14 protein-coding genes are annotated in these 15,497 nt (G+C 72.8%); 1 reads left to right on the top strand and 13 read right to left on the bottom strand.

Features of this window, described 5'->3' with window-relative positions; all coding sequences use genetic code 11:
• Positions 1-175: 175 nt before the first annotated feature.
• From OERS_RS19170 to OERS_RS19120, 11 genes are all read right to left on the bottom strand, one after another.
• Positions 176-1,783, bottom strand: coding sequence for a PQQ-binding-like beta-propeller repeat protein (locus OERS_RS19170; RefSeq protein WP_068627627.1), 1,608 nt, complete (start codon positions 1,781-1,783; stop codon positions 176-178).
• Between the two features lie 32 nt (positions 1,784-1,815).
• On the bottom strand, positions 1,816-3,366 hold the full coding sequence (locus OERS_RS19165) for an alpha/beta hydrolase family protein (RefSeq protein WP_068627626.1): 1,551 nt from the start codon (positions 3,364-3,366) through the stop codon (positions 1,816-1,818).
• 86 nt (positions 3,367-3,452) lie between these two features.
• Positions 3,453-4,400: a GTPase Era gene (gene era, locus OERS_RS19160; RefSeq protein WP_056763410.1), complete on the bottom strand. Its 948-nt coding sequence runs from the start codon at positions 4,398-4,400 to the stop codon at positions 3,453-3,455.
• Positions 4,397-5,881, bottom strand: coding sequence for a hemolysin family protein (locus tag OERS_RS19155; RefSeq protein ID WP_068627625.1), 1,485 nt, complete (start codon positions 5,879-5,881; stop codon positions 4,397-4,399). Before OERS_RS19155 ends, era begins: the two co-directional genes overlap by 4 nt.
• Entirely contained in the window at positions 5,878-6,330 is a 453-nt protein-coding gene (ybeY, locus tag OERS_RS19150) for an rRNA maturation RNase YbeY (protein ID WP_056650782.1), read from the bottom strand. Before ybeY ends, OERS_RS19155 begins: the two co-directional genes overlap by 4 nt.
• Positions 6,330-7,349, bottom strand: a complete 1,020-nt coding sequence (locus OERS_RS19145; protein WP_082848983.1) for a PhoH family protein — start codon at positions 7,347-7,349, stop codon at positions 6,330-6,332. Before OERS_RS19145 ends, ybeY begins: the two co-directional genes overlap by 1 nt.
• Positions 7,350-7,681: 332 nt before the next feature.
• Positions 7,682-8,050, bottom strand: a complete 369-nt coding sequence (locus OERS_RS19140) for a histidine triad nucleotide-binding protein (RefSeq protein ID WP_056650779.1) — start codon at positions 8,048-8,050, stop codon at positions 7,682-7,684.
• Positions 8,051-8,115: 65 nt separating this feature from the next.
• The gene (locus tag OERS_RS19135) at positions 8,116-8,946 is read right to left on the bottom strand and encodes a 16S rRNA (uracil(1498)-N(3))-methyltransferase (protein ID WP_068627624.1); all 831 of its coding nucleotides are present in this window, start codon (positions 8,944-8,946) and stop codon (positions 8,116-8,118) included.
• Positions 8,947-8,949: 3 nt separating this feature from the next.
• Positions 8,950-10,062 (bottom strand): molecular chaperone DnaJ, encoded by a 1,113-nt coding sequence (dnaJ, locus tag OERS_RS19130; RefSeq protein WP_056650773.1) that lies wholly within the window; start codon positions 10,060-10,062, stop codon positions 8,950-8,952.
• Positions 10,063-10,177: 115 nt separating this feature from the next.
• Complete coding sequence (hrcA, locus tag OERS_RS19125) at positions 10,178-11,194, bottom strand: heat-inducible transcriptional repressor HrcA (RefSeq protein ID WP_068627623.1); 1,017 nt, start codon at positions 11,192-11,194, stop codon at positions 10,178-10,180.
• Between the two features lie 235 nt (positions 11,195-11,429).
• Positions 11,430-12,890, bottom strand: coding sequence for an MFS transporter (locus tag OERS_RS19120; protein WP_248948763.1), 1,461 nt, complete (start codon positions 12,888-12,890; stop codon positions 11,430-11,432).
• 113 nt (positions 12,891-13,003) lie between these two features.
• On the opposite strand from OERS_RS19120, the gene OERS_RS19115 reads away from it, so the two are divergent.
• Positions 13,004-13,870, top strand: coding sequence for a DUF3097 domain-containing protein (locus tag OERS_RS19115; RefSeq protein ID WP_068627622.1), 867 nt, complete (start codon positions 13,004-13,006; stop codon positions 13,868-13,870).
• Between the two features lies 1 nt (position 13,871).
• On the opposite strand, the gene OERS_RS20845 is transcribed toward OERS_RS19115, so the two are convergent.
• Complete coding sequence (locus OERS_RS20845; RefSeq protein ID WP_056650761.1) at positions 13,872-14,429, bottom strand: DUF4870 domain-containing protein; 558 nt, start codon at positions 14,427-14,429, stop codon at positions 13,872-13,874.
• 201 nt (positions 14,430-14,630) lie between these two features.
• Positions 14,631-15,497: DUF2189 domain-containing protein (locus OERS_RS21660; RefSeq protein WP_068627621.1), on the bottom strand; the 867-nt coding region annotated here is incomplete at its 5' end.

Here is a 15,497-nt window from a genome sequence, read left to right as displayed (position 1 = left end):
CCCGCGGCGGCCCGCCCCCCAGGTGTCGACCCCCAGGCCGCGTCGAAGTCGTCGTCGAGCTCGGCCACTTCGACCAGCTCGACGGCGTGGGCGGAGTGCTCACGACGGCGTGGGGCCACCCTTTCCACGGTAGCCCTGATCCGACGGGATGGAGCCGCCGAGCGTCGGCCTCCTCTCAGCCCAGTCCCAGGAGTCCGCCCTCGTCGGTCACGAGCACGAGCCGGCCCCCGGCACTGAACGTCCAGGTCGAGAGCTCCGGGACGTCGGTCGCCCAGAGCACCTGGCCCGACTCGACCGAGATCGCCGTGACCCGCGTCGCACCGGTCCCGCTCTGCCCGACCAGGTAGAGGTCCGTGCCGTCGGTGAAGGACTGGCCGTACGGCAGGGCTCCTTCGGCCTCCCAGACCCGCTCGCCGGTGGCCAGGTCGGCCCCCCACAGTCGCCCGGCGCCTGACAGGACGCCGACGTCCCCGACCTGTGCGACCGCGCGGTCGAGCGGCCCCTCGCCCGTCCAGAGGGTCTGCCCGGTCCGGCGGTCGAGAGCCGAGAAGACGGGTCGGGCGATCGTCCCGGCCGCGTCCATCACGTCGCCCCCGTCCGAGACGAACAGGGGGGCGTCCACCGACCCGTCGGTCACGTCGAACGGCACGACGTTCCCCTCGACGCTGAACGACTCGCGGCCGTCAGGGGCGAAGACCGTCCAGGTCCCGTCGCCTTCCATCGAGACCCTGCCTCCGTCGGGGAGCGTCGAGTCCCACGACCCTGCCGCACGCCTGCCGACGGAGGCGCCGTCCGCATCGAGCGTCACGCTGAGGCCGGTCGCCTCGACACGGAGCCCGTCGCCGTCGGGCCACCCCTGGAGATAGCGCGCGCTCACCGCGCTCTCCTCGCGGTCGGGGAGCAGCTCTCGGGTCCACCGCACCTCCCCCGTGGCCAGGTCCTCGAGCGTCACCACGACCTGGCCTCCCGCACCCCACGCGAACGTGGCCAGGCCGTCCGTGAACGCGACGGTCGCCGCGGTGGTCTCCCCGTCGACGGCCCGCGAGGTGACCACCTCGCCGGTCGCCGGGTCGATGACCTCGACGCCGCGCAGGTGCGCCTCCTCGGAGGTCTCGCCGAAGATGGTCACGGGGCGGAAGTCGGACGTCGTGCAGACGACGGGGCCCCGGTCCCAGCGCGGGCCGCTGCCGCTGCAGCTCGTCTGGTCCCCGCTGCGGGACGCGCTCGCCGCCGGCACCGACGACTCCGCCACCCTCCACAGACGCTTCCCCGTCACCGGGTCGTACCCCGCCACGGGATCCCCCGGGACGACGAGCACCCCGTCCACCAGGATCGGCTGGCTCCACCGGCCCAGGTCCGGGGCGTTCCCGCCCGCGACGGGGTCGATGCGCCAGAGCACCGCGACGTCCGCGCCCAGGCTCCGGACACCGCCCGGCGACGCCAGGACCCGCTCGATGCGTGCGGCCTCGTTCCGTTCTCCGACCACGAGCCCGCCCACGACGAGCACGAGCACGGCGGCGACAGCAGCTCCCAGCAGCCCACGGGCCCTGCGCGACAGGCGCCGACCGGGCCGTGTTCCTCCGGACGACCCGCCCGACACCGGACCGCGGCCCGCGGCCACGAGGTGAGCTCCGTCGTCGGGCACCTCACCGTGAGCCGGTGCGGTGCCCTGCACCCCCGGGCCCTGCAGGACCCGGGCAGGCTCGTCGAGGTCCTCCTCGACCTCCTCGAGCGCGAACGAACGCATCCGCCCCTCGGCCCCGTCGCGCGCGCGTCGTCCCATGCCTCGACCCTAGGCGCCCGACGCGTCCGGCGTCAGATACCCAGCTGGTAGACGCCCCAGTACGCGAGCGTGACGAGCAGGATCGTGGAGCCGACGACCGTGGCCCACAACGTCGTGCGGGCACCCACGCCCGTCGCCGGACGCACCACGACCCCGCCACCCTCGGGAGAGGCCAGGACCGCCTTGCGCGCCTGGCGCAGGTCCGACAACCGGTTGATGATGAACGCGGCCGCGACGACCGTCGCCAGACCGAGCAGGCGGACCGCGATCCACCCACCCTGCACGACCCACGAGTCCGTCTTGTAGTCGAGCGCGAGCCGCGCGACGGCGACCAGGTACACGACCAGTCCCGCCATCGTCGCGACCGACCCCACGGCCAGCCCCACGAGCGGCCACCGCAACCCCGGAGCGAGACGACCGGCAGGGTGCGGGGTGCGCCGGACCCTGCGCACCACCCCCGTCACCAGCCACACCAGCGGGCCCACCACGAGCAGCACCCCGCCCACGATCACGAACCCGATCACGATGTCGCCGTTGCCGTACCAGCGCGGGTTCGGCACGGCCGAGGCCAGGTAGAGCTGGTTCGGCTGCCCGCCCGCGACCGTCGGCGGGGCGCTCGCGGTCCCCGGCAGCCCCTGCACCCAGGCGCTGACGTCCCGCGGGAACTCGGGGACCATGACGTCGTCGATCTTGATGCCGTGGTTGGCGCCCTCGTAGAAGCGGACCGTGACGTCGTGGTTCCCGTTGGCCCCGGCGTCCGCGATGATGCGCAGCGCGCCCTGCTCGACGGGCATCGACGGGTCGGCCGTGCCGTACGCCACGAGCGTCGGCACCGAGAGCCGCGCGAGGTAGGGCGTGACGTCGAAGTCCGCGTACTCGAAGCCCCCTCCGGGCATCTCCATGCCGACCGCCCGCGGGATCGCCCGGAAGACCCCCTGCGGCACCCCCGTGTTGCGCAGGTACGAGTCCACCGCGAACCCCGCCTGCTGGCGCGGCGGCACGACCGGGGCCGAGACCAGGACGACGAACGAGACGTCCTGGTCCTGGTCCGCGAGCACGGGCGCGACCCAGGTGCCCTCCGACTCGGCGTACAGCCCCACCCGCTCGGGGTCGACCGACGGCCTGGCGCGCAGCAGGTCGACCGAGCGCTCGTAGTCGTCGGCCATGTCGACGTAGTCCCGGTGCCGCGTCGTGTACGTGTCGAGCCGCTTGGACGGCACGAGCGTGACCACGCCCGCGCTCGCCAGGTCGGTCGCGACGTCGACGAACGCCTCGTCGGCCGAGCCCGTGCCCGCGCCGTGGAGGAAGACCACCCCGGGCAGGCCCTCGGGAGCGTCGAGGGGCTCGCGCACGATCCCGTCGACGCTCGTCCCGTCGAGCTGGACGACCACGGGGGTCTCCTGCACGGCGTAGGTCCCGACCGGCTGGACGTCGGGCCCCTGCCCGCCGATCGTCGTGTCGGGCGTCGAGGGCTCGAGGTGGTCGGTCACGGGCACGGGATCCCACTGGGGTCCCGTGACCGCACCGACCAGGGCGAGGCCGATCGCGAGGGCGGCGCTCGTGGCGGCGGTCCGGAAGATCACGTCAGGATCGTATCGAGGTGGGCTGGAGTCCCGCCTGCGTTCGAGGAAAGAGGCGGGACGTCCCGAGGGCGGACCGGGGGCCCACCCTAGAAGCCGAGCCTGCGCAGCTGCTTGGGGTCGCGCTGCCAGTCCTTGGCGACCTTGACGTGCAGGTCCAGGTAGACGCGCGCGCCGAGCAGCGCCTCGATCCCCTTGCGCGCCTCGGTGCCGACGTGCCGCAGCCGCGACCCGCCGCGCCCGATGATGATGGCCTTCTGGCTGTCGCGCTCGACGAACAGGTTGACGCGCACGTCCAGGAGCGGGGGCTTGCCCGTCGCCGGGTTGCCCGAGCCCTCGCGCGGCAGGATCTCGTCGACCACGACCGCGAGGCTGTGCGGCAGCTCGTCGCGCACGCCCTCGAGCGCGGCCTCGCGCACGAGCTCGGCGACCATGACGGCCTCGGGCTCGTCGGTCAGCTCACCGCCGGGGTAGAGCTCAGGGCCCTTCGGCAGGTGCTTGACGAGGACCTGCTCGAGGACCTCGACCTGGAAGCCGTCCACGGCCGAGACCGGGACGATGTCCTGCCACTCGCCCAGCTGGTCGACCGCCAGCAGGTGCTTGGTCAGCGTCTCGCGGTCCACGAGGTCCGCCTTGGTCACGACCGCGACGACCGGGGTGGGTCGCCGGCCCTTCATCAGGTCGGCGAGCTGCGCCGCGATGTACTTGTCGCCCGGGCCGACCTTCTGGTCCGCGGGCAGGCAGAAGGCGATCACGTCGACCTGCGCGAGCGTCTCGCGGACCAGGTCGTTGAGCCGCTCGCCGAGGAGCGTGCGCGGGCGGTGCAGCCCGGGCGTGTCCACGAGGATGAGCTGGGCGTCGGGACGGTGCACGATGCCGCGGATCGTGTGCCGGGTCGTCTGCGGGCGCCCGGAGGTGATCGCGACCTTCTGCCCGACCAGTGCGTTCGTCAGCGTGGACTTGCCCGCGTTGGGCCGCCCGACGAAGCACGCGAAGCCGGACTTGTGCTCGGGTGCTGCTGGGTCGTTCTGGGTCACCGGTGTGCTTCTCTCTCGTTCGTCTGGCCCGCGCGGCGCGGGTCCTCGCTCGTCCTCCCGGCGCGCTCTGCGCGCTCGGGGTGTGTCGGGTGGTCGCGCTCGGAGCGCTCCCGGTGGTCGTGGCGCTCCTGGCGGTCGGTACGGCCCGACGGCGTCTCGTCCGCCCCGTCCGTCTCGTGCTCCGGGGCGACGGCACGCACGAGGACCGTCGCGAGCTGCTTGCGTCGTCCCTCGACCCGTTCGCCGACCATGTGCACGCCCTGCGCCTCGGCGACCGATCCCGGGAGCGGGACCTTGCCCAGCGCCTTGGCGAGCAGGCCGCCCACGGTGTCGACGTCGTCGTCCTCGATGTCGAGGTCGAACAGCTCGCCGAGCTCGTCGAGCGGCAGCCGCGCCGGGATGCGGAACTCCCCGTCGCCCAGGTCCTCGATCTCGGGACCGGACTTGTCGTGCTCGTCGGTCAGCTCGCCCACGATCTCCTCGAGCGCGTCCTCGATCGTCACGAGCCCCGCGACCCCGCCGTACTCGTCGACGACCATCGCGATGTGCGAGGCCGAGGCCTGCATCTCGCGCAGCAGGTCGTCGACGGGCTTGGACTCGGGCACGAAGATCGCGGGCCGGGCGACGTCCGCCACGCGCCGCGAGCCGGCCTCGGGCGAGGCGTTGACGACCTTGACGACGTCCTTGAAGTAGACGACTCCCACGAGGTCGTCGACCGACGTGCCCGTGACGGGCAGGCGCGAGAACCCCGAGCGCAGGAACAGCGACAGCGCCTTGGACAGCGGGGTGGTGGCCGGGGTCGTGATCATGTCGGTCCGAGGGACCATGACCTCACGGGTCAGGGTGTCGCCCAGCTCGAAGACGGAGCGGATCATCTCGCGCTCCTCCTCCTCGATGATCTCGGACTCGTTCACGCGGTCCACCATGTCGCGCAGCTCGCGCTCGTGCGGGCCGTCCGAGTCCTCCTTCGAGCCCGTGACGCGCGCGACCCAGCCCGTGAGCACGACCGCGGGCGCGAGCACGCCCGAGAGCAGGAGCAGGACCTGCACGGGGTGCCGGCGCCCCAGCGCGCGGGGCGCGATGCGCGCGAACACGAGCGCCACGACGACCGCGAAGACCAGCGCCGCGAGCAGCGCCTGCCACCAGTCGTCGAGCCACACCGAGACCAGGAGCGTGACGCAGGCGGCGGCCACCATCTCCGCGACGACCCGCAGGAACGCGAGCGCGGCCGCGGTGTGCGGAGGGTCCTCGGTCAGGGACTGGACGCGTCGCGCGCGGGCGACGCGCGGCGGGACCGGGCCTCCGGCCCCGCCCCCGGACGCACCAGCGGTCCCCGTGCCGGCCTCGGCCTCCGCGAGCGCCTCGGCGACCGCGGCTCGCGTGACCCGCATGACCGCGCTCTCGCCCGCGCCGAGCGCGCCCGCGAGGACCACGCAGAGCACGGCCAGGACGAGGAGCAGCGCGACGGGGACCTCGGTCATCGGCTGGCGAGGAAGGTCAGCAGGAGCTTGCGCTGGAGCGCGAACATCTCCTTCTCCTCCTCGGGCTCGGCGTGGTCGTACCCGAGCAGGTGGAGGATCCCGTGCGTGGTGAGCAGGAGCATCTCCTCCGCGGTGGAGTGGCCGGCCGTGACGGCCTGCTGGGCCGCGACCTCGGGGCACAGGACGATGTCGCCCAGCTCGCCGGCCGGGGTCACGTCGCCGTCGCGACCCGGACGCAGCTCGTCCATGGGGAACGACAGGACGTCCGTGGGTCCGGGCTCGTCCATCCACCGCACGTGGAGCTCGGTCATGACGTCGGTCTCGACGAAGCGGATGCCGAGCTCGCTCTGCGGGTGCACGTGCATGGCGTCCAGGACGTAGCGCGCCAGCGCCGCGAACTCGGCCTCGTCGACCTCGTAGCCGGACTCGTTGTTGATCTCGACGCTCATCAGCGTGCCCCTTGCTCTCGTTGGTCTCGTGGTCTGCCCTGGCGGGAGGTGCCTCCGCGCGCCGAGCCGTGCTGGTGGTTGCCGCCGTCGCGTGCGGGCCGTGCGCTGCTCACGTCCCAGCGGGCGTAGGCGTCGATGATCTCGCTCACGAGGCGGTGGCGGACGACGTCCGTCGACGTGAGCCGGCAGAACTCGACGTCGTCGACCCCGGTCAGGACGTCCTCGATGACGCGCAGCCCCGAGGTGGTGCCCCCTGGCAGGTCGACCTGCGTCACGTCGCCCGTGATGACCATCTTGGAGCCGAAACCGAGGCGCGTGAGGAACATCTTCATCTGCTCGGTCGAGGTGTTCTGCGCCTCGTCGAGGATGATGAACGCGTCGTTCAGCGTCCGGCCACGCATGTAGGCCAACGGGGCCACCTCGATGGTGCCCGCCTCGATGAGCTTGGGGATCGACTCGGGGTCGATCATGTCGTGCAGCGCGTCGTACAGCGGGCGCAGGTACGGGTCGATCTTCTCCGAGAGCGAGCCCGGCAGGAACCCGAGCCGCTCGCCCGCCTCGACCGCGGGGCGAGTCAGGACGATCCGGCTGACCTGCTTGGCCTGCAGCGCCTGGACGGCCTTGGCCATCGCGAGGTAGGTCTTGCCCGTCCCCGCAGGACCGATCCCGAAGGTCACGGTGCTCGCGTCGATCGCGTCGACGTAGCGCTTCTGACCGACCGTCTTGGGACGGATGGTCCGACCGCGGTTCGAGAGGATGTTGAACGTCAGGACCTCGGCAGGCCGCGACGCCGTCGCGGCCGTGAGCATCGCGATCGAGCGCGTGACGACGTCGGCCGAGAGCTGCGTGCCCGACTCGACGACCTCGACGAGCTCGTCGAGCAGCCGCGAGGCGAGCGCCACGTCGCCGACCGGCCCCTTGACCACGATCTCGTTGCCCCGCGCGTGGACGTCGACCGAGGGGAACCCGGCCTCGACCGCACGCAGGACCGAGTCACCGCTGCCGAGCAGGGCCGCCATGGAGACGTGGGACGGGACGACGATCCGGTGCTCGACCCGTGTGCTGGGGTGCTGGGCGCCCGGCGCCCCCCGGTCGTCCGTGCCGTTCGTCTGCTCGGAGCGCGCGCGCCCCGGGTCGCGGGAGGAGCCTCCGGGGCCGGGCGTCGACGAGCCGTGCGGCAAGGGTGGTGTCGAGGATGGCATGAGCCGGCTTGCGCCGAGGCACTCCTTCTGCAGGTCGGGGAGATTTCGTGGTGCATCCATGGTAACGAGCGCAGGGCGACGGGTCAGGGCGAATTACGCCCTGAGCGGGTGTGTCCTGCGCCCGGCACCCTCCGCGGGTCGTGACGAGGTCAGGCCGGGGTCCAGCCCAGCTCCTTGCCGCCGATCACGTGTCCGTGGACGTGGAAGACGCTCTGGCCTGCGCGCGGGCCCGAGTTGAAGATGAGCCGGAACTGGCCGTCGGCCTGCTCGCTCGCCACGGCGTCCGCGAGCGCGACGACGCCCGAGAGCAGCTCGGGGTCCGCGGCCGCGAGCTGCGCGATGTCACCGTGGTGCGCCCGTGGCACCACGAGGACGTGCAGCGGGGCCTGGGGGTTGATGTCCTTGAAGGCGACCGCCTGGTCCGTCGCGGCGACGACCGTCGCGGGGATCTCCCCCGCGACGATCTTGCAGAACAGGCAGTCCGGGTCGGTGGGCCGGGAGGTGTCGTTGCTCGTCATGTCGGCAGGCTACCCCCGGTCACCGGGCCACAGCCCGGCGACCGCACGCTCCGGAGCGCGTCCGCTCACGCGGGCGTCCCGTCCCAGCGGCCGAGCCGCTGGACGAGCAGCGCGATCGCGACAGGTCCGGCGGTCGACGTGCGCAGCACGTGCGGCCCGAGCCGCGCGGTCAGCGCGCCGGCCTCGGTGAGGGCCTCGACCTCGCGGTCGGAGATGCCGCCCTCCGGCCCGACGACGACGAGCACCTCGGGCGCCCGGCCCGCCCGGGACCCGTCCTCGGACGCGGGGACGGGCAGGGTCACCTCGGCGAGCGGGGCGCTCGCCTCCTCGTGCAGGACGATCACGGCGCCGCCCGACGCGACGACCTCGCGCGTGCGCTCGACGAGCCCGCGCGTGTCGATCGCGACGTCGACGCGGGGCAGGCGCGCACGGCGGGCCTGCTTGGTCGCGGCGCGCACGGTCGCGAGCCAGCGGGCCCGCGACTTGGCGGCACGGTCCCCTCGCCACACGACGATCGAGCGCTCGGCCTGCCACGGGACGACGGCGTCGGCCCCGACCTCGGTCGCGGCCTCGATCGCCATCTCGTCCCGGTCGCCCTTGGCGAGGGCCTGGACGAGGGTCACGACGACGTCGGGCGCCGGCTCCTGCACGACCTCCTCGACACGCAGGCTGACCTGGGCGGCCTCCACGAGCTCGATGACGCACCGCAGCCGCAGCCCGTCGCCGTCGACGACGTCGACGTGCTCACCGACCCCGCGCCGCTGGACGACACCCGCGTGGCGCCCCTCGGCGCCGTCGAGCACGTAGAGCGAGCCCGCAGGGTACCCGGCGAGGCCGCTCGCGGTCGCGCCGTCCGACGAGCCGCCCGCCTCGGCGAGGAAGACCGGTGCGCTCATGCCTCAGCGCCCCGAGAGCTTGTCGCGCAGACGGGAGAAGACCCCCGGGTGCGCGGCCGACAGACGCGGGTCCGGGCGCTCCTCGCCGCGGGCCTTGGCGAGCGAGCGCAGCAGCTCCTGCTGCTCGTCGTCGAGGCCCGTGGGCACCTGGACCTCGACGTGCACGTTGAGGTCACCGCGGCCACCCGTGTGCAGGTGCCCGACACCGAGGTTCTTGAGCGTGACGATCTGGCCGGGCTGCGTGCCGGGGCGCAGGTCGATCTCCTGCGGTCCGTCGAGCGTCTCGAGCTCGAGGACCGTGCCGAGCGCGGCAGCGGTCATGGGGACCTGGAGCGTGCAGTGCAGGTCGTCGCCGCGGCGCACGAAGATCTCGTGGTTGCGCTCGCGGATCTCGACGTACAGGTCGCCCGCGGGGCCGCCGGCCGGGCCGACCTCGCCCTGGGACGTGAGCTTGATGCGCGTGCCGGTGTCGACGCCCGCGGGAACGTTCACGGTCAGGGTGCGGCGGCTGCGCACGCGCCCCTCGCCCGCGCACTCGGCGCACGGCTCGGGGATGACGGTGCCGAAGCCCTGGCACGCGGCGCACGGGGCGGTCGTCATGACCTGGCCGAGGAACGAGCGGGCCACGCGCTGGACCGTGCCGCGCCCGTTGCAGACGTCACAGGTGCGCGGCGAGGTGCCGGGGCGACAGCACGAGCCGCTGCACGTCCCGCAGACCACCGCGGTGTCCACCTGGAGCTCGCGGCGCGCCCCGAAGGTCGCCTCCGAGAGGTCGATGTCGAGCCGGACCAGGGAGTCCTGGCCACGGCGGGCGCGCGGGATGGGGCCGGACTGCGCCTGTCCCCCGCCGAAGAACGTCTCGAAGATGTCCTGGAAGCCGAAGCCCCCGCCCATGCCGCCACCGGCGGCGGACGGGTCCGAACCGAGGTCGTACTGCTGGCGCTTGTCCGGGTTGGACAGGACCTCGTACGCGCGGGACACGTCCTTGAACTTGTCCTCGGCGGCCTCGCCCGCGACGTCAGGGTGCAGCTCACGGGCCAGCTTGCGGTAGGCCTTCTTGATCTGGTCCTGGCTCGCGTCCCGGGGCACGCCCAGGATCTCGTAGTAGTCGCTCACAGGTCACTCTCTACTAGCGCACGCCGACGGTGGATCGGCGACTTCCGACAACGCCCCGCGGCACGTACCGGGCCCGAGGGCCCGGTCGCCGCGCCCGGTGGCGCAAGAACCATGCTCATGCAGTCAGGACGCGCGACAGGTACCGCGCCACGGCGCGGACCGAGGCGATCGTCCCTGGATAGTCCATGCGGGTCGGTCCGATCGAACCGATCAGCGCGACCGAGTCGCCCTCGTTACCGTATCCGCTCGTCACGACCGAGGTCTCCGCGAGGCCCTCGAGCTGCGTCTCGTGACCGATCCGCACGCTCACCCCGGACTCCGCGGCCATCTCGGTCAACAACCCGAGCAGCACGACTTGTTCCTCGAGCGCCTCGAGGACCGGCCGCAGCGCGTGCTCGAACCGCATCCCGACCCGGGCCAGGTTCGCGGTGCCGGCCAGCACGATGCGCTCCTCGGACTCCTCCGAGAGGGTCTCCTCGACCAGCAGCGCGAGCGAGCGGGCCAGGTCCTGGTGCTCGGGACGGAACTGCTCGGCGACCTCGGCGAAGCCCTGCCCGAGCTCGGCGAGACGCTTGCCCGCGGCGACCGCGTTGAGCCGCGAGCGCAGCTCGGCGAGCGTCGCCTCGTCCGGGCCCGCGGCGACCTCGAGGGTGCGCTGCTCGACGCGGCCCGTGTCCGTGATGATCACCACGAGCAGGCGGCGGTCACCGACCGGCACGAGCTCGAGGTGACGCAGCCCGGAGCGGCGCAGCGACGGGTACTGGACCACGGCGACCTGACCCGTGAGCTGGGCGAGGAGACGCCCGGCACGCGCCACGACGTCGTCGAGGTCGACCGCCTCCGACAGGAAGGTCTCGATCGCGCGACGCTCGGGCGACGACAGGGGCTTGACCGTCGAGAGCCTGTCCACGAACAGGCGGTAGCCCTTGTCCGTGGGGATGCGCCCGGCCGACGTGTGCGGCTGGGCGATGTAGCCGTCCTCCTCGAGGGCGGCCATGTCGTTGCGGATCGTGGCCGGGGACACGCCCAGGCGGTGCCGCTCGGCGAGGACCCGCGACCCCACCGGTTCCCTGGTGAGGACGTAGTCCTCGACGATCGCACGCAGCACATCGAGCCGTCGTTCCTCGCTCATGTCCACCTCCTGCCGATCGTCGCGCGTTCGCACTCTCTACCGTCGAGTGCTAATTCTACGCGGTCGCGGGAGACCGACGGGCGCCGTGCACATCCTCCTCACGGGGTCTGCGGGAAGGGTCCCCACCGGGGGGTGTGCCGCACCCGACCACACCACGCACGCTCCGCCGTCGGGCCTGGTGCGTTCGCCCGGCAGCACCGCGCGGCGCACGACGTGCCCAGCCCGACGGCGGAGCTCACGTCGCGGACGGCACCTTGCCCTCGGGGGCGCCCTGCTGGTGGCGCGCCCGCAGGTCCACGACCGCGACCACGAGCGAGACCGCGACCAGCGCGACCGTGATGAGCATCGCGGTGCTCGCGGCGACGGCGCCCGTCGCGCCGCCCGCCTTGAGCGAGTAGTACGTCGAGAGGACCACCGCGATGCCCATGGCCGAGCCCACGCGCTGCCCGAGCTGGAGCATGCTCCCCGCGACCCCCGCGAGCTCGACCGGCACCCGTGCGAGGGTCAGCGTCTGGTTCGGGGAGATGACGGTGCCGCTCCCGATCCCCGCGACCATCATGGTCAGGGCGATGGCCCACCCTCCGGCCGAGACGTCGTCGCCCGTCACGCGGATCGCGAGGATCACGCCTGCGAGCCCCACGAGCACCACGACCAGCCCGGCCACCACGAGCGGACGCCCCCAGCGCGCGACGCCGCGCCCCGCGAGCCACGACGCGACGCCCGACGCGATCGCGAACGGCATGCCGATGAGCCCCGCGTGCAGGGGCGTGAAGTGAAGGTCGTTCTGCAGGTAGAGCGTCGCGACGAGGAAGATCCCCGTGAAGCCCGCGAAGTAGGTGATCCCCAGCAGCGTGCCGTTGCGGAACGAGGTGAGCGACAGGACCCGCGGGTCCAGGACGGGGGCGCCCGTGGTGCGCTGGTAGCGCCGTTCCCACACCACGGCCGCGGCCACCGCGGCCGCCCCGACCGCGAGCCACCACCAGCGCCCCGGGTCGTCGTCCTGGCCCGACGTCGTGACGAACGGGAGCATGACCGCGACCGTCGCGACCGCGATGAGGACCAGGCCCACGGGGTCGAGCTTGCGCGGCCCGGGCTTGCGCTGCGTCGCGGGCAGGAAACGGATCGCGAGCGGCAGGACGACCGCGATGATCGGGACGTTGATCCCGAAGATCCACCGCCATCCGTTCTCCTCGCCCGCGACCTGGAGGATCAACCCGCCGAGAAGAGGCCCGAGGGCCGTCGAGACGCCGATCGTCGCGCCGAACATGCCGAACGCCTTGCCGCGCTCGTACCCGGAGAACATCTGCTGGATGAGCCCGATGACCTGCGGGTTCAGCATGCCCGCGCTCGCCCCCTGCAGGAGCCGCGCGATCGCGAGCCACTCGTCGCTCGGCGCCAGGCCCGCCGCGAGGCTCGTAAGCGCGAAGCCCACGAGCCCGACGATGAACAGCGTGCGGCGCCCGCCCGCGTCACCCAGGCGACCCGCGGGGACGAGCGCGAGACCGAACGCCAGCGTGTAGCCCGCGACGATGAGCTGCAGCTCGGTGGGGCCCGCGTCGAGCGCCTTCTCGATCGACGGGAGCGCGACGTTGACGATCGACACGTCGAGCATGGTGATGAAGCCGACCGCGAGACACAGCCCCAGGACGCGCCATCGCTGGGGGTCGGGCGCGGCCTGACCGCTCGAAGTGCTCACCGGCCAGTCGTACCACGGGCGGCGCCGCGGCACCCGGCGAGCCGTGCGGCGGTTCACGGGTCGCCGCGCGCCCCTTCCGGGCGGGGGGCCGACCACCGCCTAGGGTGAGTCGGGTGAGCTTCGATCGCTACGGTGCCGACGTCCTGTCCAGCGCGACCCCCGCCCCGGTCCCCCACCGCAGGCGCCCCGTCTCGCGTCCGCAGCCCGCCGAGCGCGGCCTCGTCGTCGAGGACGTCGAGACCGGCTGGGTCGGCGCGGTGGTACGGGTCGAGAAGTCGGGCGGCATGCACATCGTCGTCCTCGAGGACCGTGCGGGACGGACACGCACCTTCCCCCTGGGCCCCGGCTTCTGGGTCGACGGCGAGCCCGTCGAGCTGACGGCACCCGTGACCTCGCGAGCCCCCGCCGCGCCCACGCGCACCGCGTCGGGCTCGCGCGCGGTCGCCGACGTCCGCGCCCGCGTCGCCCGCGGTTCGCGCATCTGGGTCGAGGGCAAGCACGACGCCGAGCTCGTCGAGAAGGTCTGGGGCGACGACCTGCGCATCGAGGGCGTCGTGGTCGAGCTCCTCGACGGCGTGGACAACCTCGCGGAAGCTCTCAAGGACTTCAGCCCGACGGCGGAGCGCAGGGTGGGCGTGCTGGTCGACCACCTGGTCCCGGGCAGCAAGGAGACGCGCCTGGTCGCCGAGGCGCTGCGAGGCGTGCGCCCCGGCACGGTCAAGGTGCTGGGCCACCCCTACGTGGACGTGTGGCAGGCCGTGCGCCCCGAGCGCGTCGGCCTGACCACCTGGCCCGTGATCGAGCGCGGTACCGAGTGGAAGCGCGGGATCCTGCGCGAGCTCGGGTGGCCCGCGGCCGAGCAGGCCGACGTCGCCCGGGGCTGGCAGCGCATCCTCGGCACCGTGCGGACCTACGCCGACCTCGAGCCGTCCCTGCTGGGCCGGGTCGAGGAGCTCATCGACTTCGTGACGGTCGACTGAGCTACTTCACGATCCGCACGTCGACCGGGTAGCTGGTCGCCTGGCCCTTGCCGACGGCCTGGAAGTTCAGGACGCCGAACACGAGCGACGTGACCCACACGCCGAAGATCACGAGGCCCTCGAGGAGGCCGGGGAGCACGAGGTTCGCGCCGACCAGCACGATCGCCACGAGGATCTGGAAGTTGAGGGCCTTCTTGGCCTCGCCGTCCACGACGTAGCTGCGCTCACGGAAGACCAGCCAGATCACGAGGGGCGCGAGGAAGCCGAGGATGCCGCCCAGGAGGTGCGACAGGCTGGCCCACGTCTTGGTGTCCGCCGGTGAGAGGGGCTGGGCCGGTCCCGGCTGGCCCTGCGGCGGATACTGCCCGAACTGTCCGGGCGGCGGATACTGCCCCTGCTGTCCCGGCTGCTGGCCGGCGGACGGCCCGTAGCCGCCGGGCTGACCGGGATAGCCGTTCTGGCCCGGATGTCCCTGGGGGCCGGGGGCGCCGCCCTGGCCGGCCGGCGGGACGTACTGCCCGTAGTCCGGAACCTGGTCGGAGGAGTGCTGGTCGCTCATCGTGGCCTCTCTGCGGTCGAACCGGACCCTTCGTGACGGACCGGGCGCCTCACGCTAGCCGGTCGCGATAGCCCGGGGCCACCCTGCCCGGGGGCTGGGCGCACCGGTCCCGCCCACGACCTCGCCCGACATGGCGCCGGGCCCCGGCGCCGCTCCACGAGAGCGACGCCGGGGCCCGGTGACCTCGGTCGGCTGTTCCGGTCAGACCGGCTGCTCGCCGATCAGACGGCGGTAGGCGTAGGCCACCGCGATGTAGGACAGCGGGAGCGTGACCAGCAGTCCGATCAGGCACACGAGGAAGCCCACGATGTTGATACCGAGGAGCGCGAGGAGCAGCAGGAAGACCGACCCGAAGTTCTTCGCGACGAGGGACCAGCTCGACTTGATCGCGGTGATCGCGTCCTGCTGCTTGTCGAGCGTGAAGTAGTAGACGAAGGCCGAGAAGATGCCGACCGCGATCCCGGGCAGGATGCACAGGAAGTAGCCGATGATCGACATCACCGCGACGAAGAACGCGGCCAGCAGGACGTTGCCCACGTTCGCGATCCGGAAGAAGGCAGCGACGTCGGGCTTGCGCCCCTGCGTCTCGTCGAGCGCCCCGCGCGAGTAGAACGCCGCGATCAGGTAGCTGATGATCACCCCGACGATCGTCAGCAGGATGCCGAGGAAGCTCAACCCGAACGACGCGAACATGCCGCTGTCACCGTAGTTGTCGGACGTGTAGTCGCCGAGTCGGTCGAACCCGCCGGAGAGCCAGCTGAAGAGCGTGTTGATCAGCAGGAAGATCAGCATCGCCAGGACCCACGGCCAGGGGTTCGCCCAGAACTTCTTCCAGCCGAAGCCGATCGCGTCACCGACCGCGAACGGCGCGGCGCCCGCGTAGGCGGGCTGCCCCGGAGGCGGGTACGCGCCACCGGGAGGTGGGTACCCACCCCCTGCCGGCGGGTAGCCGCCACCCGGGGGCGGATAGCCACCTCCGCCGGGAGGCGGAGCGACCGGAGGCTGACCTCCGGCTGGTGCGCCGTAGGGCGGTGCGGCCGGGGACGGGGTCGGTGCCCCGTAGGGGGG

Origin of the sequence: Oerskovia enterophila (assembly GCF_001692445.1) — a bacterium.
Lineage (GTDB): Bacteria > Actinomycetota > Actinomycetes > Actinomycetales > Cellulomonadaceae > Oerskovia > Oerskovia enterophila.
The sequence above is the reverse complement of the archived record's forward strand: the minus strand, read 5'-3'. Positions and strand labels throughout refer to the sequence as shown.

What these genes read in the sequence shown, in the direction of transcription:
- OERS_RS19170 (WP_068627627.1), bottom strand. Translation starts at nt 1,783, where the DNA reads ATGGGACGACGCGCGCGCGACGGGGCCGAGGGGCGGATGCGTTCGTTC.
- OERS_RS19155 (WP_068627625.1), bottom strand. Translation starts at nt 5,881, where the DNA reads ATGACCGAGGTCCCCGTCGCGCTGCTCCTCGTCCTGGCCGTGCTCTGC.
- ybeY (WP_056650782.1), bottom strand. Translation starts at nt 6,330, where the DNA reads ATGAGCGTCGAGATCAACAACGAGTCCGGCTACGAGGTCGACGAGGCC.
- OERS_RS19145 (WP_082848983.1), bottom strand. Translation starts at nt 7,349, where the DNA reads ATGGCGGCCCTGCTCGGCAGCGGTGACTCGGTCCTGCGTGCGGTCGAG.
- OERS_RS19140 (WP_056650779.1), bottom strand. Translation starts at nt 8,050, where the DNA reads ATGACGAGCAACGACACCTCCCGGCCCACCGACCCGGACTGCCTGTTC.
- OERS_RS19135 (WP_068627624.1), bottom strand. Translation starts at nt 8,946, where the DNA reads ATGAGCGCACCGGTCTTCCTCGCCGAGGCGGGCGGCTCGTCGGACGGC.
- hrcA (WP_068627623.1), bottom strand. Translation starts at nt 11,194, where the DNA reads ATGAGCGAGGAACGACGGCTCGATGTGCTGCGTGCGATCGTCGAGGAC.
- OERS_RS20845 (WP_056650761.1), bottom strand. Translation starts at nt 14,429, where the DNA reads ATGAGCGACCAGCACTCCTCCGACCAGGTTCCGGACTACGGGCAGTAC.